The following is a 24,601-nucleotide window of genomic DNA, read 5'->3' as shown; positions in this document are numbered from 1 at the left end:
GGCATGCAGGCCGATGTTCAAGGATTGATGCGCGGGGAGCTTGGCACTTGGTTGCAAGAGCAAACCGATATGCGCGGGGCGGCTAAGAAAAAGGCGTATGACCGCTGGTTCATAGGCGCCATTGGCCTTTTGCCTGTCTTTAGTTTCTTGTGGTTCTTGCCAATTGGCGGGCTGTTTGATCTCAAACTTATTCTTGCTGCGGCTGCGGTGTTCGGGGTCTACCAATGGGGCAATAAGCCGATCTCAGAAGCCAAGAAGACCATCAAAACCGGGATCAACTCCGCTATCGCGCGCGATTTGGGGATCAATTATGATCCTGATGTCGAACCGGGCATGGAGTTTGACAAATCGCGTTCCTTTGGCCTGGTGCCCAAATATGACCGCGATGCATTCGAAGATTGCTGGTACGGCCAACTGGGTGGGAGTGACTTTAACCTTTACGAAGCCCATCTCGAAGAGCTTAAAGGTCATGGCAAGAACCGCCGCTATGAGACGGTGTTTCGCGGGGTGATTATATCCTTGCCCTTTGGACGAAAGTTTCACTCCACCACTTTATTGCAACGCAAGGGCAAGCACGACAAATGGTTCGGCCTTGGCAGCGTGAAAGACGTGATCGAACTTGATGGTCACCGGCTGCAATATGTCGATCAAGTGCACCCCCAGTTCGAAAACGTCTTTGAAGTCTTTAGCGATGACCAAGTCGAAGCGCGCGTTCTTATCCACCCCAGCTATGTCGAACATCTGGTCGCGCTCGAACAGGCGTTTCATGGCAAAGCGATCCGGGCGCTATTTGTAGACCAACATCTGATCATTGCGGTTGAAGGCGACAATCTGTTTGAAAGCGGCTCCATCAAAGCCGAGGAAGACAACCGGCGCGCTCAAGAAACCGCCGAACAATTTGCAGCGCTCGCTCAGCTTATGTTGGCCATCAATCAGACCAAGCGCGGGGTAGCAGGGAAGGTGGAAGCCAAGCCCACCCAGCCCGGTATCTCTGAATATGCCCGCGAGACAACCCCGCGCGCAGCTGGCGGGTTTGGCCGCAAGGGGCTTTAAAGCTCTCTAGCTTAACCGGTCGCGGAAATCCTCATATTCAAAGCGTTTGACGCATTCGAGCGCGTCTGTGTCGCTATCCCAGAGGTAAATGCTGGGGAGTTGCACGCCGTTGAAGGTGTTGGTCTTCACCATCGAATAATGCGCCTGGTCGAGGAAGGCGAAGCGCGCGCCGGGTTCTGCTGGCACCGGCAGGCGGTAATCGCCGATCACATCGCCAGCGAGGCACGATGGACCACCGAGGCGGATGGGCACGCTGTCGTCGGTGAGTTCGCCCAGCATGGCTGGACGGTAGGGCGCTTCGAGCACGTCGGGCATGTGGCAAGTGGCTGAGATGTCAGCGATACCGATGGGGACTTCGTTGAAGCCTGTATCGAGGAGCGTGCCCACGAGGATGCCCGCATCCAGAGCCACCGCCTCGCCAGGTTCGAGAATGATCTCAGCGCCGGTGTCATCAGCCGCGTCTTTTAGGAACTCGATCAGTTCTGCACGCTCATAATCAGCGCGGGTGATGTGGTGCCCGCCGCCCATATTGATCCATTTGAGCTGCCCGAAGTAAGGCTCAATTGCGTCAAACACACGGTCCCACGTCTGGCGAAGCGGCTCAAAGGTCTGCTCGCACAGATTGTGGAAGTGGATGCCTTCAACGCCTTCCATATGTTCTTCGGTCAGTTGGTCGATAGGGAAGCCGAGGCGCGAACCAGGGGCGCTGGGATCGTATTTGGGCACTTCGCCGGTTGCGACCATGGGGTTGAGCCGGAGACCTACCGAGACATCGCCGCCCGTCACCGCCGCTTGATCGAGGATGAGCGCGGCGCGTTTCATTTGCGCTGGCGAGTTGAAAATCACGTGGTCGGACAGGCGGCAAATCTCGTCCAATTCCTCGGGCTTGAACGCAGCGGAATAGGTTGCGATTTCACCATCGTAGAACTCGGACGCAAGCCGCGCTTCCCACAGGCCGCTGGTAGAGACACCGTCGAGATACTCCCCCATAATGTGCGCGACCGAGTGCATGGAGAACGCCTTGAGCGCTGCAAAGACCTTGCACCCCGCCTCGTCACGAATGTCGGCGAGGATCTGGCAGTTGGAGCGGATTTTCGCTGCGTCCACGACGAACGCAGGGCTCTCGACGCGGGCGAGGTCGAAGTGGGCGAAAGCGCCCGGGTTTCCAGCTTGGGTTTGCATTACGAAATACTCAAATGACAGGATCAGAACACTTAGCGTTCATCAAAATCCAAGGACCCGTAATAGCTAAAAGTAAGTGGAATACGGGCTCCATTAGCTGTATCTACATCTATAATGTAATATTGATCGTTCCGATCGAAGCTCATCCAACTGTAACTATAGCCAGGACCTTCGACATTCGCGACGCGGTTTCCAAAAAAATCTCTATCGTTATTGCGAAAGCAATCTTGAATGTCAGAAACATAATTAGCTGATCCACATTTCGTTCCGATAGGGACAAGGACTGGAATAGCGAACTCGACATCGATTAACTTCGTGGAATAGGGAGGCACCGAAACGGGAAATTCCAGATCATGCTCCAGTGGCACCATGATTGGTTCATAGGTAGCGGTCACCTTGGCATCTTGTACGAAACCATTCTCAATCGGTCTTAGGTTAAGACGAGTTAACAAGACGGGCCGATCAAGAGGGTTGAACAGTGTTAGCTTCCAACCAACAGGCGATAGTACTCCCTGACCGCCGGCTTGAGTGCCTCTTCCGTCTGTCATTATCATCTGAATGGGCCTGCTCGAGACGACCTTCTTTACCCCCAACAGGGCAATTTGATCGGGATCCTCGCGGATTTGATTGTAGGCCAAGGTCGCGGTTACGAGCAGTGCAAGCATTGCAATGATCGTATTCAGCCATTCATGAGAAAGAAAATTCCTCATTAAAACCCAACCGGCCCATCAAGCTCCTTCACCTGCCACGGGAGGCCATGCGCGTTCAGCATCTCCATAAACGGATCAGGGTCCATCTCTTCCATATTGAAGACGCCCTCCCCGCTCCAAACACCCTGCACCATCATCGCAGCGCCGATCATCGCTGGCACGCCGGTGGTGTAGCTCACCGCCTGATTTCCGGTCTCCTCGAAGGCCGCTTCGTGCGAGCAGATATTGTTGATGTAGAAGGTCTTTTCACCTGACCCATCGAGCGCATCGCCCGTCGCGATACAGCCGATGTTGGTGTTGCCCTTGGTGGTCTCGCCCAGGGTTTCAGGCTTGGGGAGGACGGCGGCGAGAAATTGCAGCGGGATGATATCCTTGCCCTGATAACGGATCGGCTCAATCCCGGTCATCCCTACGTTTTGTAGCACGGTGAGGTGCTTGATATACTCATCACCAAACGTCATCCAAAACCGCGCGCGCTCGATCTCTGGGTTGAACTTGGCAAGGCTTTCGAGCTCTTCATGATACATGAGATAGGCGTTTTTGGGGCCCACCGCCTCGAAGTCGAACTCGGTCTTCACCTGCATAGCGGGAGTCTCGACCCACTCGCCGTTTTCCCAATGGCGCGCCGGAGCGGTCACCTCGCGAATATTGATTTCGGGATTGAAGTTGGTCGCAAACGCCTGTCCGTGGTCGCCTCCATTGCAATCTAGAATGTCGAGCGTGCGGATCGTCTTGAGCTTATGCTGCTTCAGCCACATGGTGAAAACGCTCGTCACACCGGGGTCAAACCCTGATCCGAGAAGCGCCATTAGGCCAGCGTCTTTAAAGCGGTCATGATAAGCCCACTGCCAAGAATATTCGAACTTTGCCTCATCCTTGGGCTCGTAGTTCGCGGTGTCCATGTAGTGCGCGCCTGCCTCCAAACACGCATCCATGATTGGCAAGTCCTGATAGGGCAGCGCCAAGTTCACCACATGGGTCGCGCCCAAACGCTTGATGAGGTTGACCATCGCGGGCACTTCTTCGGCGTCGATTTCATAGGTCGGGATCACGACACCGGTGCGTTCTTTCACCGAAGCGGCAATGGCGTCACACTTCGATTGTGTGCGGCTGGCTAGGTGGATCTCGGGGAAAATGTCCGAATTCATAGCCATCTTGTGAACGCAAACAGAGCTCACGCCCCCTGCCCCGATTACCAGCACTTTTGACATAATAGCGGCCTTTCAAATCCGAATCTTGGGCGCGTATTAGGCGATTGGTTGAAGGCTCTCAAACATTCCTACATTTCCTACTGTTTCAAGATGGCCTAGAGGGGTGGCTATGACTCGCCCATCTCCCTCTTTTTGCGCCGTTTTCTTCGGAGATTGGGAGGGCAGGTTTTCTGCCCCTGGACTGTGTGCCAAGTGTGCCAAACTTTATCGAAAAACGAGAAGGTAAGCGATGAGAACTCCGACTCAGAACGGCGTAATTAAAGCGGCCGCGAGCATAGGCGCCATATTGCCACCCACACCGCTCTTGCCTGTCGAGATCGCAGGTGTGCGACTTCACGTGAAAGCGGAAAACCTGCAACCCATTGGTGCATTCAAAATCAGGGGCGGATGGTGGCGGCTTTCCAACCTATCCGAAGATGAACGAGCCGCCGGTGTTGTCGCCGTCTCGTCCGGCAATCATGCACAAGGTGTTGCTTGGGCAGCCAAACGTCTGGGGATCAAAGCGACCATAGTTATGCCGCGCGACGCACCAGAGGTGAAGCTTGCCAATACCAAGGCTTTGGGAGCGCAGGTGGTTCTTTACGAGCGCCCCGGAGAAGACCGTGATGAAGTGGCCGCCAAGCTCATCGAGGCTCAAGGTGGTGTGCTTGTCCATGCCTTTGGTGATCCATGGGTTATCGAAGGGCAAGGCTCGTCCGGGATTGAAGCCGCTGAGCAAATGGAAACGCAAATGGGCAAAACGCCCTCTCGCTTTATCGTGTGCTGCGGTGGAGGCGGTCTTGCAGCGGGGCTTGCACTTGGCTGCTCTGATGCTGCAATCCATGTAGTCGAGCCCGAAGGCTGGGATATGGTCGGACAAGCGCTGGCGAGCGGAGACGTCGTTCAAGCACCCAAAGACGCGCCCAAGACCATTTGCGATGCGCTGCAACCCACGGCGACCAAAGCCCTCAACTTGCAAGTGCTAGCGGGCCGCGCAGAGCGGGGCGTCACAGTCACAGATGAGGAAGTGCGGGCGGCACAAAGATGGGCTTTTGCGAACTTGCGGATGGTGATCGAACCGGGCGGCGCGGCGGCTCTTGCAGCAGCGCTTGCGGGCAAAGTGCCAGTTGATGAAGGCACCGTCGTCATGCTCACCGGGGGAAATGCTGACCCACAGGCCTTCGCCAAGACGATCGCCGTTTGAGGTCTGTGGAAACCGTCATAAACCTTGAGCAAAAGCGTCACAGGCGCGACACGCCTCACGTTTATGACAGTCGCCTAACGGTTTTGACCAAGGCGATACAACCATGACAGTTCAGCCCAAATCCATCATCTCACAGGCCGTTGTCAGGAAGGAAGCCAGCACGAAGGATAAGCTCCTCGACAAGGCTTTTGCGCTTGCCTTCAACGGCCTTGTCTATGCCCAGATTTGGGAAGATCCGGTGGTCGATATGGAAGGGCTCGCAATAGAGCCCGACAGTCGCTTGACGTGCATCGCGAGCGGCTCTTGCAACGCGCTTTCGTACCTTACCGCAAATCCTGCGCAGGTGACGGCCGTGGACCTTAACCGCGCGCACGTGGCGCTGGGCAATTTGAAGATCACCGCGATCAAGCACCTGCCCAATTACGAACGGTTCCAACGCTTCTTTGCCCATGCCGATCACGGCGAGAACAAAGCGGTCTACGAAACGATGATCGCCCCGCACCTTGATGGGGAAAGCCGCAAGTATTGGGAAAAGCGCGATATCAAGGGCCGCAAACGGATCAGCTATTTCACCAAAGGGCTCTATAAACGCGGGCTTCTGGGCAATTTCATCGGCCTCGCGCACATCTTTGCGCGAGCCTACAAGATCGACCTATCCAAACTTCTGAAAGCGGAAACGCTCGAAGAACAGCGCCATGTGTTCGAAACCGAACTTGCACCAGTGTTTGATAAAAGGTTCATCCGATGGCTCACCGATCAGCCGGCCTCGCTGTTTGGCCTTGGCATTCCGCCAGCACAGTTCGATGAACTGGCAGGCGATGAGCGCATGGCAGAGGTGCTGCGCCGCCGGTTGGAAAAGCTCGCATGCGACTTTGAGATCAAGGACAATTACTTCGCATGGCAGGCCTTTGGGCGCGGCTATGACCGGGCCGAAAGTGCGCCCCTTCCCCCTTACCTCCAACGTGCCAATTGGGAAGCGATGCGCGAGCGGATTGACCGCCTCAGCGTTGAGCGCGCCAATATGGTCCACTGGATTGGCGACCAAGAAGAGGCGAGCATGGACCGCTTTGTGCTTCTTGATGCGCAGGACTGGATGAACGATGCGCAATTGACCGAGCTTTGGAGCCTTATCACACGCAGCTCGCGACCAGGCGCACGGGTCCTGTTCCGCACAGCCGCCGAGCCAAGCCTCTTGCCGGGTCGTCTTGATGATGCGGTGCTATCGAAGTGGAACTATCTCGAAGAGCAGTCCGCAGACCTGACCCAGCGCGACCGCTCGTCGATTTACGGCGGCGTGCATGTGTATGAGCTCGCCTGATGGGGACCGCCGGTGCGCAAAGCGGCCATGCGGCTCTTATGGACCAAGTCTATAAAGGCCAGCGGCACATTTATGATGCGACGCGCAAATACTATTTGTTTGGGCGGGACACTCTGATCGAGGGCTTGAACGCGCGGCCTGGAATGCGGCTTCTTGAGGTTGCCTGTGGGACCGGACGCAACATGGCAAAAATCGATAAAGCTTGGCCGGGGCTTGAACTCTATGGCCTCGATATCTCATCAGAAATGCTCAAGAACGCTCAAAAGGCACTGGGCGATAGGGCAAAGCTTGGTCTTGGTGATGCCTGCGCTTTTGATGCGGCGAAAACGTTCCAAGAGGCCGGGTTGGAGAGGTCTGGTTTCGACCGGGTGGTGCTCTCCTATTGCCTGTCGATGATCCCTGATTGGGAAGGTGCCCTTACCCACGCCGCAAGCCATTTGGCGCCGGGCGGCGAATTGCATGTCGTGGACTTTGGCGACCTTGGCGGCCTGCCGGGCCCGCTTAGAGGGATGCTGCACACGTGGCTGGCCAAATTCCACGTTCAAACCCGCAGCGCGCTTCCAACCGCCATGCAAGAACTCGCTGCGGCGAAGACCATGACGCTTTCATCGAAACGCGGAAAACTCAGTTACTTCCAGCTTCACGTTTTGAAATCGCCATTCGCATAGCCCGAGGAAAACTCGCGCACCTGATGAATTGACAATCCCCTGCCCCTCTTACACACATTGGCAAAAGACAAACGCAGGGGATCGACTTCATGCAAGCGCAAATGCTCGCGCCAGCCGCCGTTCTGGTGGTCTGGACGCTCATCATTCTGTTTTGGATTGTGCCGGTGCGTTTTGGCGCGATTGCCAAGGTGGAGGATAAGTCAGTCTTCACCGACAAAGCGGGTGGGCGGGGCCAAGACTTAGAAGGCAAGATCCCCGACAAAGCCAATTGGCCGGCGCACAACCACACGCATTTGCACGAACAGCCAACGCTTTTTTATGCCGTAAGCGCTATTCTCGCGATTGTCGGTTCGAGCGCAATCGATGTGGCAATGGCATGGATATACGTCGCCCTGCGGATCATCCACTCATTGTATCAAATCTTCGTCAACCAGCTTAAACTGCGCTTCTTGCTGTTTCTGGCTAGCACGATTGCGCTGATCGTCCTGGCTATGCGAGCGATCATGGTGACCGTGTTTGCTGATCCAAGTCTTGCACCGCAATAATTGAGCGAAAAGGGAACAATTAGATGATTGGAATGGAAATTCTTGGGCCTGCGGTCGCGCTGATGATTTGGACGATGGTTATGTGGGCCTGGATGTACGCGACCCGCATTCCTGCGATGAGCAAAGCGCCCGATATCGAAGCGCCAAGCAAGCTGGTTGGCTCTACGCCGGCAAGCCTTCGTGAAAAGCTGCCAGACAAGGTCAATTGGAAAGCGGACAATTACAACCACCTGCACGAGGCACCGACCTTGTTTTATGCCGTAGCGATCATTCTGGCGATCCTTGGCCAAGGTGACGGGATGAATGCATTTCTTGCGTGGATTTACACAGGTCTGCGCATTGCACACAGCCTTGTTCAGGCGACCGCTAACCGGGTGATGGTCCGCTTTGTGCTGTTCGCTTTGTCGAGCGTTATCTTGATCGTGTTGATCGTAAAGGCGGCGGTGATCGTCTTCGCCTAAAGCATTCAAAATTTGACAGAATTAGGGGGCGGCTCTCGGGCCGCCCCTTTTCTTTATTCAGCCGCTTCGCGTGCATCTTCGAGGGTCGCGAGGAACCGTTCTGCATCAAGCGCTGCCATACAGCCCATTCCGGCCGCTGTGACCGCTTGGCGATAAACAGCATCGGTAACATCGCCCGCTGCAAACACGCCGGGGATTGAGGTCTTGGGCGTACCGGGCTCGACCGACAGATATTTGCCAGAGTGCATTTCAAGCTTGCCTTCGAACAACTCGGTCGCAGGCGCATGGCCGATAGCCACAAACGCGCCGTCCACCTCGAGAGTGGAGCTTTCCCCCGTCAGCGTGTCTTTCAAATTGAGGTGGCCAAGCGAACCATCCTCACCCGCTTCAAAGCTTTCAACCTGCTTATTCCAAAGCACGTTGATCTTGTCGGATTTGAACACCCGCTCTTGAAGGATTTTCTCAGCGCGAAATTCATCGCGGCGGTGGATCACTGTCACATCATCGGAATGATTGGTGAGGTAGAGCGCCTCTTCAACGGCCGTGTTGCCGCCGCCAATAACCGCAACCTTCTTGCCGCGATAAAAGAAGCCGTCACAGGTTGCACAGGCCGATACACCCTTGCCGCCAAGCGCCTCTTCGCCCGGCGCGCCCAGCCATTTGGCCTGCGCGCCTGTCGCAATCACAATCGTGTCAGCGATATATTCATCGCCGCTATCAGCGACCGCGCGGAACGGTGAGCCATTGTCGAGATCAACCTCGGTGATGATGTCATACATCATGCGCGTGCCAACGCTTTCGGCCTGCGCCTTCATCTCTTCCATCATCCACGGGCCCTGCACCACGTCGCGGTAGCCAGGGTAGTTTTCGACATCGGTGGTGATGGTCAGCTGTCCTCCGGGTTGAAGGCCCTGCACCACAATCGGCTCAAGCATGGCGCGCGCGGCGTAAATTGCGGCGGAATAGCCAGCAGGGCCGGAGCCAATGATGAGCATCTTTGTGCGGTGAGTGGTAGCCATAAGTCGTCTCTTAAATTTGGTTCTGTGTTGGCAGTGATATGGGGAGCCTTAACGCCAATGTCACGCCAGCAAGCGCTCTCGCAGACGAGCTTTGCTTGGGCCATCCACACCTAAAGTTGTCGCAAGGTAATTGTCGATCGAACCGTGGTCACGCGTGACCTCTTGCCAATAGGTCGCCAAATACTCCTCGCGCACGCCCATAAGGTTGCGGATCGCTTCTGGGTCGATCTCGCCGTAATGCTCCTTCATGCGAGGTAGCGATTGATTTTCAAGAATATAGGTCGTTGGCGCATCATTGGTGAGGAGAAACTCTGCCAAGATGTCATCATAATGCACGCCCAGCACATGGAGCAGCAAGCTTGCGCCCACTCCTGTACGGTCTTTGCCCGCAAAACAATGAATGAGATTGCCACCGTCACGGCTGTCCAAAGCGTCAAAATAGCGCCCGAACATATCGATCATGGCAGGATTAACTGGCATGCGCGTGTATACAGAGATCATACGATCAAAGGCTTTTTTCGGCGTCATCTCGATATTGCCGCCCCCGCCTTCATGAGGCGGAGAGGAGCTGGTTTCTCCATCAAACGCAATGACTTGAGCGGTGAAATTGGCATGGCGCGTACAGGGAAAGCTGGTCCGTTCACTCACGCCGCGAAAGTCCACAATGGTGCGGATATCGAGGCTCTGGATTAACTCCAGATCCGCCTCGCTTGCATCAATGTGTTGGCCCGACCGAAACAAAAGCCCCTTTTGAACTTTCGCTCCATCAGCGCCGGCATAGCCGCCATAGTCGCGTAAGTTGTGGATGCCGTCAGTGGTTAAAAAGGGCGCAGGGAATGGTTGGGGAGCAGTTTCTCGAATCATAGCTTCACGCTCTGACAGCGCACCATGGCAGCTGCAAGTCACTTCACCGCATGCTCCTAGGCTCCTCCCTTAGGTAGCAGTTCGGAGCCCCTTCCCAACGCATCATTTGTTGGGCGACACTTATACAAGGAAAGCTGACAATCCGCCCTCCCTTTCAACTGGTATGAACGACATGTCTTTTATCCTAATCGCCGACGACGACGAACTCATCGCAGAGCTTGCTGCCCAAGTGCTGATCGATGCAGGTCATGCATGCGGCTGGGTCACGAGCGCTGAGGAATGCTGGGAGCTTCTCAAGACACGGCGTCCCGATGCGCTTCTGCTTGACCAGGATATGCCGGGGATGAGCGGGATGACGATGTTGCGCAAGCTGCGGCAATCCGAAGAGTTTTACGACCTTCCCGTCCTGATGTTCACAGCGATGAGCGGTGCGCAGGATGAAAGCCAGGCGATTTTTGCCGGAGCCAATGGATTTATCCGCAAACCCTTTGATCCGCGGGGGCTGACAAGCCGGGTGCAACGCGTTCTCGCCAAGCGCGCAAACCAACCGCGCCATCAGGATCTTCAGACCTATCTCGAACAAAGCGCCGGTGTGAGCAGCCACGTGTCCGGTCCCAGAAGGGTTCTCTAATCAGCGGCAAGATCACTGCAAAACTGGGTGGTCCACTCGCGCACATTGTCATCGCGCACGGTCGAAATCATCGCCTGATAGCGGCTCTTGCGCTCCTCCAAGGGCATATCAAGCGCCTTGCCAATCGCCATCGCTAGTGCATCGGGGCTGTGTGGATTGACCAGAAGCGCGCCTTTGCCATCGCAGTCCAATTGATATGCGGCCCCTGCGAAATCGGAAAGCACCAACACGCCGGGGTTTTCGGGGTCTTGGGCCGCTACATATTCTTTAGCGACCAAGTTCATTCCATCGCGCAGCGGCGTGACACAGCCGATCTTGGACGCGCGGAAGAAACCGTAAAGCTCTGCATGACTGTAGCCGTGGTTCACATAGCGGATCGGCACAAGGTCCACCTCAGAGCGCGCGCCGTTGATCTGTCCGGTTTTCTGCTCAAGCTCGCTGCGGATTTCCTGATAGCTTTGCACATCTTCGCGGCTTGGCGGCGCGATTTGGACAAAGACAAGGTCACGCACGCGTTCTGGGTGTTCGTCAAAGAAGCGGCCGATGCCATCGATACGCTCTGGCAGACCTTTGGAATAATCGAGCCGGTCGACCCCGATCATTCCGGTCCTGCCCCGAATGGAGGCAAGGAAACGCTCCTCGGCTTCTTTGGCTTCGGGCTTTGCGCCTTCGGCTTGGAAATGCTCCCAATCGATCCCAATGGGATAATCGCGCGCTATTGTGGTGCGGCCTTCGTGGGTGATCTGGCCGGTCTCATGGTCCACATGCGCGCCCAGTTCATTTTCGCAATAATGCACAAATGAAGAGAGCCATTCCGGTGTCTGAAACCCGATGAGATCATAAGATAGCATGGTCTTCACCAACCGCTCATGAAACGGGAGCGAGGTGAGCAAACGGGTCGGCGGCCAAGGTGTGTGCAGGAAGAACCCGATACGGTTCCTAATCCCGCGCGAGCGCAACCGGTCTCCCAATGGAATTAAGTGATAATCGTGGACCCATACAAGGTCCTCTTCCTCGATCAGCGGCAGAACACTTTCCGCAAAGCGGTCATTCACCCGCTCATAACTCTCGCCCGTTTTGTTCTCGTAACGCGCCAGATCAATGCGGTAATGGAACAACGGCCACAGGGTCGAATTGGCATAACCGTTGTAATATTCGTCGAGTTCCTGCGTCGACAGGTCGATCGTGGCCGTGGTCACTCCATCGGTGCGCTGGAGGTCCATATTGCCGAGTTGTTCGTTGTTTTCCTGACCAGACCACCCGAACCAAACGCCGCCGCGATCTTTGAGCGCTGCATTCAAAGCACCCGCCAATCCCCCTTGAGCGCCAGCAACGCCGCGCGCCTTTGGCACGGCCACACGGTTCGAGATAACGACGAGTCTTTGTGTTTGGGGGCGATTTATCGCACTTCACTCCACGGTTTGGACAACAGCCCGGCGCAGTTGATTACTCCCACTAAGGAATAAGTCTGCGGGAAGTTCCCCCAAAGTTCGCCGGTCTCATAGTCGAGGTCTTCGCTAAGCAAGCCGGATTTCGTGGTGTGGCTTAGCATGGTTTCAAACAAAGTGCGCGCTTCATCGCTGCGGCCTGCGAGATGCAGCGCTTCGATGAGCCAGAAGGTGCACACGTTAAACGCGGTCTCAGGCGCGCCAAAGTCGTCTTCTGCCGCGTAACGCAGCATATGATCGCCCCGGCGAAGATGCTCTTCAACGGCGGCAAAGGTCTGTTTGAAACGCTCATTGTCAGGCGAGAGGAAACGCAGCTCCACCATCTGCAGAAGCGATGCGTCGAGATAATCGCTTTCAAAGCTTGCACCATAATGGCCGCACTCACCGGTGGCATCAGGCTTCCATGCTTTTTCATCAATGGTCGCGGCAATCTTGTCCGCGCGCTCGCGCCAAAGCCATGCGCGGTCAGGTTTTCCAAGATGGTCCGCCACATTGGCGAGGCGGTCACACGCCGCCCAGCTCATCACAGCAGAATAGGTGTGCACTTCCTCTCGCGTGCGGAACTCCCAAAGCCCAGCGTCAGGCTGATCGTGCATGCTCCAAGCCATTTCGCCGACCTCTTCAAGAGCTTTGAAGTCGGCGTCGTCGGCCGGACGTATCAGACGCTTATCAAAGAAGCCTTGAGCGCTGGGCAGGACGATCTGACCATAACAATCGTGTTGGATCTGTTTGTAGGCCGCATTGCCCTGACGCACCGGTCCCATACCCCGATATCCTGCAAGGTAGCTTGCCGTGGTTTCATTCAGCTCGCTTTGCCCCATGACTGAGTAGAGCGGCTGAATCTGTCCCCCGCGTGCACCGTCCACGATGTTGCGCAGGTAGGTGAGATACTTCTCCATCACATCCAGCGCGCCAAGACGGTTCAAGGCCTGGATGGTGTAATAGCTGTCCCTGATCCAGCAGTAGCGATAATCCCAATTGCGCTCCGAATGCGCCGCTTCTGGGATTGATGTGGTGAGCGCTGCAACGATGGCGCCGCTCTCTTCATGCTGGCACAATTTCAAGGTAATAGCGCAGCGGATAACCTCTTCTTGCCACTCGAGCGGAATATGCAGCCCCCTGACCCAGCGCTGCCAATATTTGCGCGTTGCCTGCTCCATCGAGCGGACCGTTTCACGCAAGTTTCCAACGAAAGGTTCGTCAGGGCCGAGGAAAAAATGCGTGTCTTCCTCAATCCGAAACGTGCGGTCTTCCATGATGTAACCAACGGCTGCATCGGTGGAGAGACGCAGCGCCGTCTGTCCGGCGAGGTAGCGAATATGGTTTGTTCCGCTGGTGGTCTCTGCAAGGCCCGCGCCATAGTTCTTGGTGGGTTTCAGCACCACTTTGATGCGCGGGTGACCTTTGATCGGGCGCACGATCCGAGCATAGGCAACCGGGCGATACATCCGGCCAGACCCTTCAAATCGGGGGCAAAAGTCGAGAATTTCCACCGCACTGCCGTCATCAGCCTCAAGCGTGGTCACAAGGATCGGCGTGTTGCGAATGTAGCTTTGCGAGGACTTGGTTTGCCCCTCTAACTCAAAGCGCCAAATGCCCGCCTCGCGCTGGCTATCGTTAAGGAGCGCCGAAAACACAGGGTCCCCGTCAACGCGCGGAATACAGCCCCAAACAAGCGCGCCGCTCTCATCAATCAGGCCCGAAACCTGACAATTGCCAATCGGCCAAAGCTCAAGATTAGAAGTTTGCACCAAGCGTTAAATCTCCAGCCAATCGTGCACTGAGGTAACATCAGGAAGGTGGTATTGCGCAAGGGTTCCCTCGCGCTCACCCACACAAATGCCTGCCCCGCCCAGTTTCTTGCAGGCTGCAAAGCCTGCCTCGTCGGTCAAGTCATCGCCGATGAAGATCGGCTGCGATCCTTGAAAGCCTTTTGTGTCCATGAACATGCGCACAGCTGAGCCCTTGTCGCCGCCATCGGCAACAATTTCGATAACACATTTGCCACCTTGCGCCTTCCAACCGTGCTCTGCCGCAAGCTCTTTGGCAAACGCGACCGCTCTTTCGCCAGTGTTGGGATTGCTGCGATAATGCAGCGCTCCGCCGTGGGCTTTGTGTTCGTAATCGACGCCATGTTCTTGGGCAAAGCTGCGAAGGGCGGTTTCGATCTCAACGGGCAGGCTCCTGGCCCCCTCCCCCAATGCGTCTCCCGAAGCGTTGCGCACATCGACTCCGTGCGACCCAGCGATTGCTACTTGGAGAGGGCCTAAATGCCGCTCAATATCATCAATCGAACGTCCGCTCACCAAAGCGAAGCGGCCATTCAAGCGCTGCGAAAGGGATAAAAGTCGGTCCGCCAATCGCTCGGCAGGAACAATATCATCAGGGCCGGCTGCAAGCTCAACCAGCGTCCCATCAAAATCGAGAAACAGTGCTGCATTCTCGATCAGAGAGCTAAGCGCTGGAGGCGCGCTCAATGCAAAAGCGGATGGCATACCCAATCTGTAGAGAAAAGCCTGAAAGCGTCAATGCGAATGCTGCACCGCAACAATACGCATTGGTATTCAGCAGTCTTGCAGGACTTAAAGTATCTCGAAACGCACGGTTACAGTGAACGTGCTGCCTGCTGACAATGTGCCGGTGGGTGTTACCCTGAAGTCAGTGACATTGGTGTCACAGCCCGCTCCGTCATCCGCAGGTAGGTAATCGAAGGTTGTGCCGCCGTTTTCGGAGAATTGGAGGTCATCGGTTGTGACCTGCAAGTCCCCTGCAACGCTTCCTGATCCACCATAGCTATAGGTCAACCCCGTCGCCCCGCCCGGTTCGGCGAAAATGATCGGTCCACCCGAACGCGCCATCAGGCAAAGCTTGGCATCTGCTGGGCCGTTGTCTTCAACAACAACTGCACTTGCAGGACCCGCACCGATGTTCGTGACGGTAATGAGGTATTCAACCGTTGCGCCCGGAATGGCTTTGGGATTGGTGGTGCCGTTGATCGGGTCTGCGATCAATGACGACACTTTGGAAACCGTCAGCTCAGGCAAAAGCGGAGAGACGACGCAAACGTCATCAACGTGCCAAAAGTCAAAATTGGTGCCGCTGCCGCTAAGGAACCTGAAGCGGATTTGAAAACCAGCATGTTGAAATTCAGCAGTAAGCGGGAAGTTGAGATTGAATATCTGGCCTTGGGTGCCTGAACCTTGAAGCTCTGCAAACTCAACCCACACACCGCTGGAGTTGAGAAGCTCAACCACCAGGTTTTCATTGGCATCCGGGTTTTCACTGAAGCTGTCAGCACCCCTTCTCACCCACATGGTTGCATTGCTGACGCCAGTGGCATCGAAAATCGGCGAGGTCGCGCTTGAAGTCGAATTGTGCAGGAACATCGAGTTGCTGCCCGAGTTTGAGGTGAGCGAGTTCACACCCACAAAGGTCGAATTGCTCACGACAAAGCCGCCTAGACCGGTCTCGAAATCGATACAGCTCTCGCTTGTTGGCTGAGGGCCGCTTCCAGGTGGCGGATCTTCGGCTTCGATGATCCCGAGATTAAAGAGGTTGCGCGCGTCTCTAAGACCTTGGGCATCGTCAAACACAATTGAGAAGGATGAGGTAGGAGTGGCAAGCGTGAAGCTCGCCGTTTCGTTGACGGGGTTTTCGCCTGCCGCGTTGGCAAGGAAGGTCCCCACACCACCCACAGCGGTCAATCTTCCGGCTTGATCAGCGAACGCAGGAGGAGAGGCAAATGAATGCACTTCAATTGTGGGAGAAGACCAGGTCCCGGCCACTGTCCCTGCGAAACTATCGCGCGGCGTGGTGCCGTCCATATCATCGATATCGCTGAAATTGACGCGCTCGATATCGAAACCGATTGCGGTGAAGCGCAGCTCGACATGTCGGTCGCACGCGGCAACGCTTGAACGCGCATAGATTTCTGCACGACCGCTTGCATCGAAGAAGGCGCAGTTTGTATTCTCTGGCTCAAGCGTAACAGTGATCGTCCGGCCGGAGCCATCGGAAAAGACGGCGGTGAAATCATCGGTCGTGAATTGAAAACTGAAGTTTTGGGCCGCCGCAGGGGCGCTCAGCGAGAAAAGGCACAGCACAGCGAATGCACTGATAACCCTCGTAAGTTTCCCGATCCGTTCAAACATACTCGTCACATAGGCGCTTATGGTAAACGCAGCCTTCACCGGCTTTGCATTGTTACACGATTTGACACTCATTGGTCTGATCACCGACCCAATCCCAGGAAGTCAAAGCTGCTGGTGTCGAATTTCAGACGAACGCTTGCGAACAGACCTTTGTCGGTGTTGCGTGCTTCGGAGAAGTCGCCGTCGCGGAAACCTTCGATATTGTAGCCAACGGTCACGAGCATATCGTCCACTGGCGTAAAGCCGATAGTCGGGCCGAATGAGAAGCTGGTCACATTGTCCTCAAGGTTGGCGCGCACAGTACCGGTTGCGCCGATCTCGAATTTCTCACCGATGCCGATCCGAGCGTCCGCGCCGACAAAGACGGTGGTGCCTGAGAACTCAGTGCCCTCGAACTCGTCGAAGTTGTAACGGCCACCTAGGAACAGGCCGAATTCATTACGGCGCGTTTGGCGCGTGATGCCGTTCTCATCTTCGTCCCAATCGCGCGGGCTCCAGTTTGTGGACCAGCTAGCAACGACGCGGCGTGAGGTTGCATCGCCGTCTACGATGAGAGCGCTTGCGCCTGCACCGCCTGCTTGGCCAGCAACGCCGCCGGTGACTTTGTCGCTGCGATACTCAAGCTTGCCGAGCATTGCGATTTCTGATGCGTCTGGACGGTGAGCAAAGGCAATCGCTGCATCCATAATCTCAACTTCTGGGCCAAGCTCGTCTTCAGCGCGCGTCCAGGTGATGCCAGAGCCGACAATGCTGCCCTCGCCCAGCTGGCGGATGCCGCCAAAGGTTGCGCCGTAACGATCAGCCTGCTCACCATCGCGATATTCGCCGCGCGCTGTGAGGCTCCAGCGATCTTTGCGCCATGCGCCGCCGAAGGTGACTGCAGTGAAGTCTTCGAAAAGCTGACCACCGGTGAGTTGACCACCAGAAGCGGCAGGTTGAGCCACGTTGATGAGGTCGCTCGCAGCCGGTGCGCCGTTCAGAGTACGGTTGCCGTCGATCGTTGCATCGAGCGAGAATTCAGGGCTGATCTGAAGCGTTTGGGCAAGGCCGAAGGCTGCGAATGTGCGGTTGCCAAGCTCGCCAACAGTTTCCTGACCTACAGAGGTGATGACTTGACCACCCTGCCATGGCGTCAACTCAATACCGCCACGAAGCGTGCGTGCATCGATGTTTTCGCCATCAGCGATCTCGTAAGTGCCAACCACGCGCACACCGTTTGCAATCGCATAGCGAGCGCCGATGCGATGGCGTGCGGGCAGGTCCACGCTTTCCGCTGAATCAAGTGCGATGGCGGTTGAGGCTGACAGTTCGAGGCTGTTGTCGAACAAGCGCTGTGTTGCGCCACCTTCAAGGACGGTTGAGCTGTTGGTTGTACCATCAGCCAGACGGTCGTTAAAATGCGTAAGGCCAAGGCGGAAATCAGTGGTTGCGCGTGTCAGGCTCAGCTGTGTTTGCGCAGCGCGGCGGCGTGAATTGTCAGCAAGGCTGTCATCCTGCCAAACGCTGCCCAAAACGCTGAGGTTATCGCCAAGGAACACACGGCCATCGACACCAAAGCGGCGGCGGCCAAGGTCAACACCGTTTTGCTGACCAATGCCATAGTCTTGGTCAAGCTCACGGGCATAGGCGAGAAGGTCAACTTTGCCGGTCTGGTGCTGGACTTCAGCGAGCCAGCCCGTTGCAGTTTCACCCTCACGGCGGCTCATGGCGAGCTCAGCGCGCACTTCGGTGCTGGTGCTAAGTTGAGCGCGAAGGTCGAGTGTGCCGATGTCGGTGCGCTCGCCTTCACCTTTGTCGGTGATGGCATTGGCGCCGATGCGGATACGGCCATCGCCGCTGGTCCAATCAACGCGCGCACCTGCATTGAGTTCACCTTCGCCAAAGCCGTCGGTTTCAAACTCAACAATGATGAACTGCGGGTTGAGGTTTTCATCGCGGCTCAGCACAGGACGCGTGAAAGTGATCGTGCCAGTCAGCAGGTCGAGATCATAATCGAGGAAGCGCGTCAAAGTGGTCGTGCGAACGATTTGCTCAGGGCGGAAACGGTCGCGAACTTCGATGGTCACCCGCTCTGAGTTTGCAAGCACACGGCGCGAGCCCAAGTCATATGGGCCGGTGATGCCTTGGCCCTGGATTTCGAGACGTTGGAGGCGGGTTGAGATTTCAGCAGCAAAGCCGGAAGCCTTGAACTGGCCTACGCGCGCTTCGCCTTTCACACCGGTTGCGGTGCGGTTGTAGCGGGCAAGGCGGGTCTGGTCGAAAGCGGTCTCAAAGTCGCCATAGAGCGCATAGAATGTCGCGGTTTCGATCCGGACGTAGAGTTTCTCACGCGATGCAGCATCGAAGCGGCGCGAAGAGGCGTCGGCAAAGACGGTGTAGTAAGCGTTCGGGTCGAGGGTTCCGAGCACACGCTGGTCTTCGCGCTGCTTGGCGCTGTCGTAAGCGATTGTGGTCAAGAACTTGCCCAGAATGCGGCCCTTGGCATAGAGCGCAACGCGCGCATCATCGCCAAGATCGCTGTCAAAGCGGCCCTCACGCTGCATGTTCTCAGCAACAGATTTCGCGCCAACAGTGCCTTCTGCAAGGCCCACAATGGTCCACTCGATATCGCCCGGAGTGATCCAGGTCTCAAGCTGCTGCTCGCGCACCAACTCACCATCGTTAAAGTCAAAGTCGAGACGCAGCGAGCCGGATACCATGGTTGGCGCAAGCTCGATAAGAGCAATACCGTCCGTGCCTTCAACTACCCAGCGTGCTTGGCTTGGGGTGAAGCCGGTGAGCTGGTTCAATTGCTGACGGTCCACCTGCTCAGCGCTCTCGTAAGGCGCGTTGAGGGTGAAGTTGCCGCTGACACCTTCGCGAAGGGGGCGATTGTTGCGGTCAAGGACGCGGATAGCAACCACAGGACGCGTGCGGCCATCGGCAACAAGGTTTGAGAGTTCTGGCACCATCTCAACGCGGGTTGGCGTGGTGGTGAAGAACACTTCCTGAGTGAAAGTCTCATTGACACCGCCGAACGAATTCACAACGTCTGCTTCGAGCAGTGTGCGCTCGCCTTCGAGAACGATACCGCGCCATGTGCTGACCGCATAGCGCCCTTCAGCTGGGGTCAGCGTGCCGTCGAAGGAAAGGCCGCTGACTTCCTCGCCATTGACGCGAAGCTTGATTGTTTGACCGCGGCGGTGACGGATTGCCACACGGATCGCTGGCGAACGCGGGTTAGAGGTGGTGCCTGGGAAGAGGAAACCATCTTCGCCATCGCCAAGCGCGATCCAATCGGTATTGGCGGCATAGCTTGGCGAAGCGCGCTCTGCTGCGTCTGCGGTGCTGTCAGGAACGCCGTCTTGAGCGAGCTTTTCGGCTACAACAGGGGCGTTGTCACGCTCAACAGCAGGGTTACCCGAACCACCAGCAATCGCGTTGACTGCACGGGCTGTGGCACCGTCTGGGCGCGTTTCGCCGAACAGTGAAGATACCGCTTGATCTGCTGCTGAAAGCTCTAGCTCAGGGAATTCGATGTGGAAGTCTGCAACCGCCAGAGTACCGCCCTGCCCGATGATGAAGCGCGAGCTTGCGCTGCCTGCATTGCGGGTGTCGCGGTGGCAGTTTACGAGCTTGCCGCCTTCTGGAACGGTCATGCGGGCAACAGCCACAACATGTGTGCCAGGGACAACGCCTTCAAAGTGATAGCGGCCGTCCGCGTCGGTGATTGCGTAAGAGCCATCTTCCATGACCACACGCACACCGGGCACACCAGGGCGCGGGTTGTCACGAGTGTCGCGAACTGAGCACGGACCGGCAGTGATGCGACCAATAATCGTCATACGGTCAGCGATAGTCTCACGCTCAACATCGATGACAGCGCCTGCTCGCGTTACTCGGCCAAGCGAATCCACTGTGACAGCCTCGTTGATGGCCTGTCCGGGGTTTGCATCAGGGCGAACGGTCATGGCGTAGGTTACACGAACGCTCTCACCACCGGCCAAATCGCCAAGTGCAACGGTTAAAGAGCGGCCATCAGGAGCAAACTCAACCGCTTCAGGTGCCTCTGCACCGTTCACGCGCACCGTATCAGGGCGGAAGCGAAGGCTGGTCGAAGGCGTATCGGTGAGTACCACGTCACGCTTTGGACGCGAGGGATCATCGTTGCGAGCTGTGATCGAGTAGAACACCACATCGCCCGGCTGCACACGGTCACGCGACGCCGTTTTTACAAGGCCAATGTCGAGACCGGGGCGATCAAGCGGAATGTCGACCTGCACAGGCGTCGGATCAGTCAGCGTGAAGTTTGCGCCGAAAGATGCATCAAGGATGATAAACTCGCGGCCATCGGGACGGCGCAGCTGCGCCAAATTCGCAGGGCTCACCACAGACGGCGCTGTGTAAGGCTCTGGCGGCTCAATCTCGAGGCGATAACGCCCGAGGAACGTCAGCGGGAACCAAAACTCGCCGTTTTCCTGAATGAAGGTAAACTCGCCATTTGCGCCATAGATGATTGGCTCGCCCGAAATAACCGTTGAAGGCCATGGGGTTACACCATCCTCGGCAAAGACTGTTGCAGGCTGACCGGTGACGGCATCAACGAGCCGAACAACCGCGCCAGAAACCGGCTCACCTGTCTCGCTGTCGAAAACAACGCCAAATGGATCGGCAAGCACCTCAACCTGTGTTTCGACCAGAACAACTGTGTCGTTGGGAAGTGTTGCTTCGATAAAGATGGTCGAGCCATCATTGATGCTAAGCTGACAATCGCCTGCTGCGGGCTGTGGCGGAATGCGGGTAGTGCCGATTTGGCCGACGAATACGCCTGTATTTGGGCCCGTTTCGAAAATCGTCTCGACCTCGCGATCACCCGTCGAAGTGGTGATGGTCACCGTCAATTGATCGACTGCGGTCTTATCAAGGTTGGCTTCAAGCGCTGTGATCTCGAACAACACCGTTTGTCCCGGTGTGATCGAAGATGTGACCGCTGCCATACCTTGGCGCGGGGCGAGCTCAACATCGTTGGAAGTGGGCGCGCTGCCATCTGAAGCTGGGCTTTGCGCGTTCGCTGCACACAAAGGTGCGCGGAAATTGAGGTCAACATCGCCCTGAGGGGTCGGGCGGAAGGCCCGAATCGCTGGAGGGGGCAATGTGACATCGAATTGTACTTCGTTGGAAACCGTTTGGCGCTGGCGCCCCTCAATAAGCCAGCTGGCCTCCGCCGTATTTGTAATGGTGCCGATAACCTCGGCATCATTATCTGTAGTGTTCTGCGCAAACGCCATTTCTGCAGGCAAGCCGAATGGCAGCAGGACTACAGAGAGTCCTGCCGCCAAACGCTTAAGAGAAGAGCACACACGCATGGGTCTATTATCTCTCTAAATCAGCGATCTAGTTGATCGTGACTTCGAAGTAGACCGAGCTGGTGGTCGCAGCTGGAACGTCTGAGAGTGTGCCATTGATGACACCAGCACCGTTCGCGCCGCCAGCTGTGAAGGTGGCATCGCCGCCTTCATTGTCCACGCCGCCGCTACAAGTCGCAACAGGAGTTGCGCCTGAGTTGTCGACGGTCGCTGTACCGATCAGAATGCCTGAGCCAGGTGTGAAGGTCACATCGCCTGGAAGGTCATCGTTCACAGCAACATCAGTGGCCGTAGCTGCACCGTTTGCGTTGGTAACTGCGATACAATATTCGATCACAGCACCTGGGATGGCTTTTGGATTGGATGTGCCGTTAACCGGATCGCTCACGATACGGCTTGATTTCACGACAGATACAACTGCGCCAGCAACCGAGAATGAACCCTCATCAGAGTGGTCACCACCAGCAGCCGCTTCTTCAGAAGTGCCTGAACCGTCGGCAAGAACTGTGTCTTCACCAGCAGTGTTGGCATCGCCATTGTTCGCGTTGATTTCAACACCAAGGCCTGCAGCGCCAGCTTCGTGTGCATCAGCAACCAGAACGATGTCGAAGGTATCGCCGTTCACCGCATCAGTGGTGATGTCAGCAACAACAAGAACGCTGATGGTTTCAGTGCCCGTACCATCGTCAGCCGCCACTTCATCAAGGAAGGTGATCGGGCCAGCGTCGATTTCGGCCTGGTCCAGAACGCCGTCACCATTGAGATCTTCATAGATCGTGATGTTCTCAATGTTGGCAGCGGCCCCGCCAGTCAGAACAGATGACAGGTCAAGATCGACCGTGTCGTTCGACAGGTTGGTTACGTCAAATGCCAGAACAGCCTGAACTTGACCTGGTGCAACCTGAACAGGGGTTGCGCTGGTCAGGTTCACGTTCACGTCGATCACGCGGTCAACGGTGAAGGTGTCTGAATCAGTGACAGTTTGTGTAGTGTTCGGGTCGTTACCGACCTGATAGGAGACAGACACGGAGTTCGTGATCGTGTCCCCTGCAGTTGTTCCGACTGCGAGAGCCGGAGTGCTGGTCATTGCAACAAGCGCGACCGCGCTTACTGCACCCAGCAATCTCTTAGATTGTCTCATTGCAAGTGGTCCTTTGCGAGTGTGTGCCCTGCGCTTGAAATCACCGCCCACAAGGCTTGGCGGCTAACCCCTCCTCGCCCGTTGCCGAACAAAGAAGGGAAACTGGTTTTTCGCTTTAGGTTCAGCGAATTATGGCGGGATATTCGAGGCGGCCGGTTTCACCCGGCGCAATCTCTGCAAGCGTCCAGCGAACGTGGGTCACATCGTCATGCTGAGCGCTGCGTGAGCTGCCATCTTCAAGAGTGACACTAAGCGAGGCGAGCGCCCCCCAGGTCTCTCCGCCATCGACAGACACATCGAGATCCGCATCCGCATCCGACGCCAGACGAACAGGCTTTGGCAGTGGATTGGTCACAACAAAGTTCTTCACCGGCTCATCGCCTGTGTTCGAATAGTCAGTGCCAAACACCAGACGGTCGCCTGGTACAATCGTGTTCGGCTCAACCAGCTCAGTGGTTTTGTTGCCCGCGTCATCGGTCGAGGTGACAACCGCTTTGACATCACCCGAAAGCGATACAGGGCTAGCCTCTTGCGCAAGCGCTGGAACTGCGAACAGTGCCGAGGCTGTAAGAGCCGCTGTTACGAAAGCTGTTTTGAACATGTTCATTGTGTCTGACCCTTTGTGTTCTATTTCTTGGTTCAGTCGATCGTGACGTCGAAGGTGACTTCGAACGTGTCGCCGCCATTGACGGTGCCGATGTCGACTGAGATGCCTGCGGTGTCGGAACCTTGGCCTGCGTCATCACCCGCTTGATCGGTGAGCGCGCCGCCATCCAAGGCGAGGCTGCCAGCAACATATGTGGTGTCGTCTGGAATGCCGTCGGTGATCACCAGACTGTCGAGTGAGCCACTGCCAACCACTGTTGCGGTGAGCGTAAAGGTTGCGACTGTGCCCGGGACTGAGCTGTTGCCGCCGAACGGATCAAGCAGGCTAACCGCTTTTGTAAGATCAACCGTGGTAAGGCCTACGACAATAGAGCCGGTCGCTGCATCATCAGCGCCCGTTGCACCGACAATCGCATCACCGCCTGCAACACCTGCACCGGCAAAGCTTGTGCCCGGCGCGCCTGTGCCCGTTACGGCTTCGGCGAGAAGCTCAACATCGCTGGTGTCGCCATCGTTTACGCCGCCTGGCACTTCAACGATCACGAAAACGGTGACGGCTTCATCTGGGGCAAGCTCTGGGGTTGTCTCTGGTCCTGTCAGGATCTCATCAACGCCTGCGTCATAAACGCCGTTGCCATTGGTATCGATTGCAATCGAGGTAACGCTTGTGTCGAAATCGTTGCCAGCCACTGCTGGGTTTGCGGTGAGCGTGAATTCTTCTGGACCGTTGCCCTGGTTGGTCACTTCGAACGTGAGCACGTCTTGACCTGGCTCAGATGGGATCGGGCCGCCATCTTGCGACGTCACCGTCACATCAAGCAGTTCGTCCACACGCACCGTAACAGTGTTTGAATCCACTGTCTTAGTGCCCTCGCCATCCTCAAAGGTGGCGGTTGCCGTGTTTTCAATAAGTGACCCTGCATCAACGCCCGCAGCCATAGCCGGGGCGGAAAGGGTAAACGTCGCCAAGACAGACGTGGCGAACAGCGAGCTGATGAGTTTCTGCGTATCCATACTTAGGGCAAATACGCGGGAATGGTTATCAACCCCTTACTTCCACTTGTA

At 56.3% G+C, this 24,601-nt stretch carries 20 protein-coding genes; 7 read left to right on the top strand and 13 right to left on the bottom strand.

Going from position 1 to position 24,601, the window contains the following annotated elements:
* The first annotated feature begins 3 nt into the window (after nucleotides 1-3).
* Nucleotides 4-1,053: a DUF3137 domain-containing protein gene (locus AC0V61_RS13810; protein ID WP_486158462.1), complete on the top strand. Its 1,050-nt coding sequence runs from the start codon at nucleotides 4-6 to the stop codon at nucleotides 1,051-1,053.
* Nucleotides 1,054-1,059: 6 nt separating this feature from the next.
* On the opposite strand, the gene AC0V61_RS13805 is transcribed toward AC0V61_RS13810, so the two are convergent.
* From AC0V61_RS13805 to AC0V61_RS13795, 3 genes are read right to left on the bottom strand one after another with little or no spacing between them, the layout of a single operon-like run.
* Nucleotides 1,060-2,235, bottom strand: coding sequence for a carboxynorspermidine decarboxylase (locus tag AC0V61_RS13805; RefSeq protein ID WP_486158461.1), 1,176 nt, complete (start codon nucleotides 2,233-2,235; stop codon nucleotides 1,060-1,062).
* A 32-nt stretch (nucleotides 2,236-2,267) separates the two neighbouring features.
* Entirely contained in the window at nucleotides 2,268-2,945 is a 678-nt protein-coding gene (locus tag AC0V61_RS13800) for a hypothetical protein (protein WP_486158459.1), read from the bottom strand.
* Nucleotides 2,945-4,156: a saccharopine dehydrogenase family protein gene (locus AC0V61_RS13795; RefSeq protein WP_486158457.1), complete on the bottom strand. Its 1,212-nt coding sequence runs from the start codon at nucleotides 4,154-4,156 to the stop codon at nucleotides 2,945-2,947. Before AC0V61_RS13795 ends, AC0V61_RS13800 begins: the two co-directional genes overlap by 1 nt.
* A 229-nt stretch (nucleotides 4,157-4,385) precedes the next feature.
* Here AC0V61_RS13795 and AC0V61_RS13790 point away from each other — a divergent pair, with 229 nt between their 5' ends.
* From AC0V61_RS13790 to AC0V61_RS13770, 5 genes are all read left to right on the top strand, one after another.
* Entirely contained in the window at nucleotides 4,386-5,339 is a 954-nt protein-coding gene (locus AC0V61_RS13790; protein ID WP_486158455.1) for a threonine ammonia-lyase, read from the top strand.
* A 103-nt stretch (nucleotides 5,340-5,442) separates the two neighbouring features.
* Entirely contained in the window at nucleotides 5,443-6,657 is a 1,215-nt protein-coding gene (locus AC0V61_RS13785; RefSeq protein ID WP_486158453.1) for a BtaA family protein, read from the top strand.
* Nucleotides 6,657-7,325 (top strand): class I SAM-dependent methyltransferase, encoded by a 669-nt coding sequence (locus AC0V61_RS13780; RefSeq protein WP_486158451.1) that lies wholly within the window; start codon nucleotides 6,657-6,659, stop codon nucleotides 7,323-7,325. The genes AC0V61_RS13785 and AC0V61_RS13780 overlap by 1 nt, the downstream gene beginning before the upstream one ends.
* 89 nt (nucleotides 7,326-7,414) lie before the next feature.
* On the top strand, nucleotides 7,415-7,870 hold the full coding sequence (locus tag AC0V61_RS13775; RefSeq protein ID WP_486158449.1) for an MAPEG family protein: 456 nt from the start codon (nucleotides 7,415-7,417) through the stop codon (nucleotides 7,868-7,870).
* A 23-nt stretch (nucleotides 7,871-7,893) separates the two neighbouring features.
* Nucleotides 7,894-8,331 carry an MAPEG family protein gene (locus AC0V61_RS13770; RefSeq protein WP_486158447.1) on the top strand — a complete coding sequence of 146 codons (438 nt, stop codon included), beginning with the start codon at nucleotides 7,894-7,896 and terminating at the stop codon, nucleotides 8,329-8,331.
* A gap of 53 nt (nucleotides 8,332-8,384) precedes the next feature.
* Here the strand turns inward: AC0V61_RS13770 and trxB are convergent, their stop codons facing one another.
* Nucleotides 8,385-9,350 (bottom strand): thioredoxin-disulfide reductase, encoded by a 966-nt coding sequence (gene trxB, locus AC0V61_RS13765; protein WP_486158445.1) that lies wholly within the window; start codon nucleotides 9,348-9,350, stop codon nucleotides 8,385-8,387.
* A 60-nt stretch (nucleotides 9,351-9,410) separates the two neighbouring features.
* On the bottom strand, nucleotides 9,411-10,214 hold the full coding sequence (locus AC0V61_RS13760) for a tyrosine-protein phosphatase (protein ID WP_486158443.1): 804 nt from the start codon (nucleotides 10,212-10,214) through the stop codon (nucleotides 9,411-9,413).
* A 163-nt stretch (nucleotides 10,215-10,377) separates the two neighbouring features.
* On the opposite strand from AC0V61_RS13760, the gene AC0V61_RS13755 reads away from it, so the two are divergent.
* Nucleotides 10,378-10,845 carry a response regulator gene (locus AC0V61_RS13755; RefSeq protein WP_486158441.1) on the top strand — a complete coding sequence of 156 codons (468 nt, stop codon included), beginning with the start codon at nucleotides 10,378-10,380 and terminating at the stop codon, nucleotides 10,843-10,845.
* Here AC0V61_RS13755 and AC0V61_RS13750 read toward each other — a convergent pair.
* The 8 genes from AC0V61_RS13750 to AC0V61_RS13715 all read right to left on the bottom strand — a co-directional run bounded on the left by AC0V61_RS13750 (nucleotide 10,842) and on the right by AC0V61_RS13715 (nucleotide 24,550).
* Nucleotides 10,842-12,197: an alpha,alpha-trehalose-phosphate synthase (UDP-forming) gene (locus tag AC0V61_RS13750; protein ID WP_486158439.1), complete on the bottom strand. Its 1,356-nt coding sequence runs from the start codon at nucleotides 12,195-12,197 to the stop codon at nucleotides 10,842-10,844. The two genes, AC0V61_RS13755 and AC0V61_RS13750, sit on opposite strands and share 4 nt — an antisense overlap.
* A gap of 47 nt (nucleotides 12,198-12,244) precedes the next feature.
* Nucleotides 12,245-14,044: a glycoside hydrolase family 15 protein gene (locus tag AC0V61_RS13745; protein WP_486158437.1), complete on the bottom strand. Its 1,800-nt coding sequence runs from the start codon at nucleotides 14,042-14,044 to the stop codon at nucleotides 12,245-12,247.
* A gap of 6 nt (nucleotides 14,045-14,050) precedes the next feature.
* A complete protein-coding gene (gene otsB / locus AC0V61_RS13740; protein WP_486158435.1) occupies nucleotides 14,051-14,788 on the bottom strand; it encodes a trehalose-phosphatase in 738 nt (245 codons plus the stop codon).
* 87 nt (nucleotides 14,789-14,875) lie between these two features.
* Entirely contained in the window at nucleotides 14,876-16,516 is a 1,641-nt protein-coding gene (locus AC0V61_RS13735; protein ID WP_486158433.1) for a hypothetical protein, read from the bottom strand.
* An 8-nt stretch (nucleotides 16,517-16,524) separates the two neighbouring features.
* Nucleotides 16,525-21,789 carry an isopeptide-forming domain-containing fimbrial protein gene (locus AC0V61_RS13730; protein ID WP_486158431.1) on the bottom strand — a complete coding sequence of 1,755 codons (5,265 nt, stop codon included), beginning with the start codon at nucleotides 21,787-21,789 and terminating at the stop codon, nucleotides 16,525-16,527.
* A 28-nt stretch (nucleotides 21,790-21,817) separates the two neighbouring features.
* The gene (locus AC0V61_RS13725) at nucleotides 21,818-22,930 is read right to left on the bottom strand and encodes a hypothetical protein (RefSeq protein ID WP_486158429.1); all 1,113 of its coding nucleotides are present in this window, start codon (nucleotides 22,928-22,930) and stop codon (nucleotides 21,818-21,820) included.
* A gap of 121 nt (nucleotides 22,931-23,051) precedes the next feature.
* Nucleotides 23,052-23,537, bottom strand: a complete 486-nt coding sequence (locus tag AC0V61_RS13720) for a hypothetical protein (protein WP_486158427.1) — start codon at nucleotides 23,535-23,537, stop codon at nucleotides 23,052-23,054.
* A gap of 32 nt (nucleotides 23,538-23,569) precedes the next feature.
* Entirely contained in the window at nucleotides 23,570-24,550 is a 981-nt protein-coding gene (locus AC0V61_RS13715) for a hypothetical protein (RefSeq protein ID WP_486158425.1), read from the bottom strand.
* Between the last annotated feature and the right edge of the window lie 51 nt (nucleotides 24,551-24,601).

It is taken from the genome of Erythrobacter sp. JB1-4 (assembly GCF_057365025.1).
The sequence above is the reverse complement of the archived record's forward strand: the minus strand, read 5'-3'. Positions and strand labels throughout refer to the sequence as shown.

What these genes read in the sequence shown, in the direction of transcription:
- trxB (WP_486158445.1), bottom strand. Translation starts at nt 9,350, where the DNA reads ATGGCTACCACTCACCGCACAAAGATGCTCATCATTGGCTCCGGCCCT.
- AC0V61_RS13715 (WP_486158425.1), bottom strand. Translation starts at nt 24,550, where the DNA reads ATGGATACGCAGAAACTCATCAGCTCGCTGTTCGCCACGTCTGTCTTG.
- AC0V61_RS13725 (WP_486158429.1), bottom strand. Translation starts at nt 22,930, where the DNA reads ATGAGACAATCTAAGAGATTGCTGGGTGCAGTAAGCGCGGTCGCGCTT.
- AC0V61_RS13720 (WP_486158427.1), bottom strand. Translation starts at nt 23,537, where the DNA reads ATGAACATGTTCAAAACAGCTTTCGTAACAGCGGCTCTTACAGCCTCG.
- AC0V61_RS13785 (WP_486158453.1), top strand. Translation starts at nt 5,443, where the DNA reads ATGACAGTTCAGCCCAAATCCATCATCTCACAGGCCGTTGTCAGGAAG.
- AC0V61_RS13770 (WP_486158447.1), top strand. Translation starts at nt 7,894, where the DNA reads ATGATTGGAATGGAAATTCTTGGGCCTGCGGTCGCGCTGATGATTTGG.
- AC0V61_RS13755 (WP_486158441.1), top strand. Translation starts at nt 10,378, where the DNA reads ATGAACGACATGTCTTTTATCCTAATCGCCGACGACGACGAACTCATC.
- AC0V61_RS13795 (WP_486158457.1), bottom strand. Translation starts at nt 4,156, where the DNA reads ATGTCAAAAGTGCTGGTAATCGGGGCAGGGGGCGTGAGCTCTGTTTGC.
- AC0V61_RS13780 (WP_486158451.1), top strand. Translation starts at nt 6,657, where the DNA reads ATGGGGACCGCCGGTGCGCAAAGCGGCCATGCGGCTCTTATGGACCAA.
- AC0V61_RS13805 (WP_486158461.1), bottom strand. Translation starts at nt 2,235, where the DNA reads ATGCAAACCCAAGCTGGAAACCCGGGCGCTTTCGCCCACTTCGACCTC.
- AC0V61_RS13730 (WP_486158431.1), bottom strand. Translation starts at nt 21,789, where the DNA reads ATGCGTGTGTGCTCTTCTCTTAAGCGTTTGGCGGCAGGACTCTCTGTA.
- AC0V61_RS13790 (WP_486158455.1), top strand. Translation starts at nt 4,386, where the DNA reads ATGAGAACTCCGACTCAGAACGGCGTAATTAAAGCGGCCGCGAGCATA.
- AC0V61_RS13775 (WP_486158449.1), top strand. Translation starts at nt 7,415, where the DNA reads ATGCAAGCGCAAATGCTCGCGCCAGCCGCCGTTCTGGTGGTCTGGACG.
- AC0V61_RS13800 (WP_486158459.1), bottom strand. Translation starts at nt 2,945, where the DNA reads ATGAGGAATTTTCTTTCTCATGAATGGCTGAATACGATCATTGCAATG.
- otsB (WP_486158435.1), bottom strand. Translation starts at nt 14,788, where the DNA reads ATGCCATCCGCTTTTGCATTGAGCGCGCCTCCAGCGCTTAGCTCTCTG.
- AC0V61_RS13810 (WP_486158462.1), top strand. Translation starts at nt 4, where the DNA reads ATGCAGGCCGATGTTCAAGGATTGATGCGCGGGGAGCTTGGCACTTGG.
- AC0V61_RS13735 (WP_486158433.1), bottom strand. Translation starts at nt 16,516, where the DNA reads ATGAGTGTCAAATCGTGTAACAATGCAAAGCCGGTGAAGGCTGCGTTT.
- AC0V61_RS13760 (WP_486158443.1), bottom strand. Translation starts at nt 10,214, where the DNA reads ATGATTCGAGAAACTGCTCCCCAACCATTCCCTGCGCCCTTTTTAACC.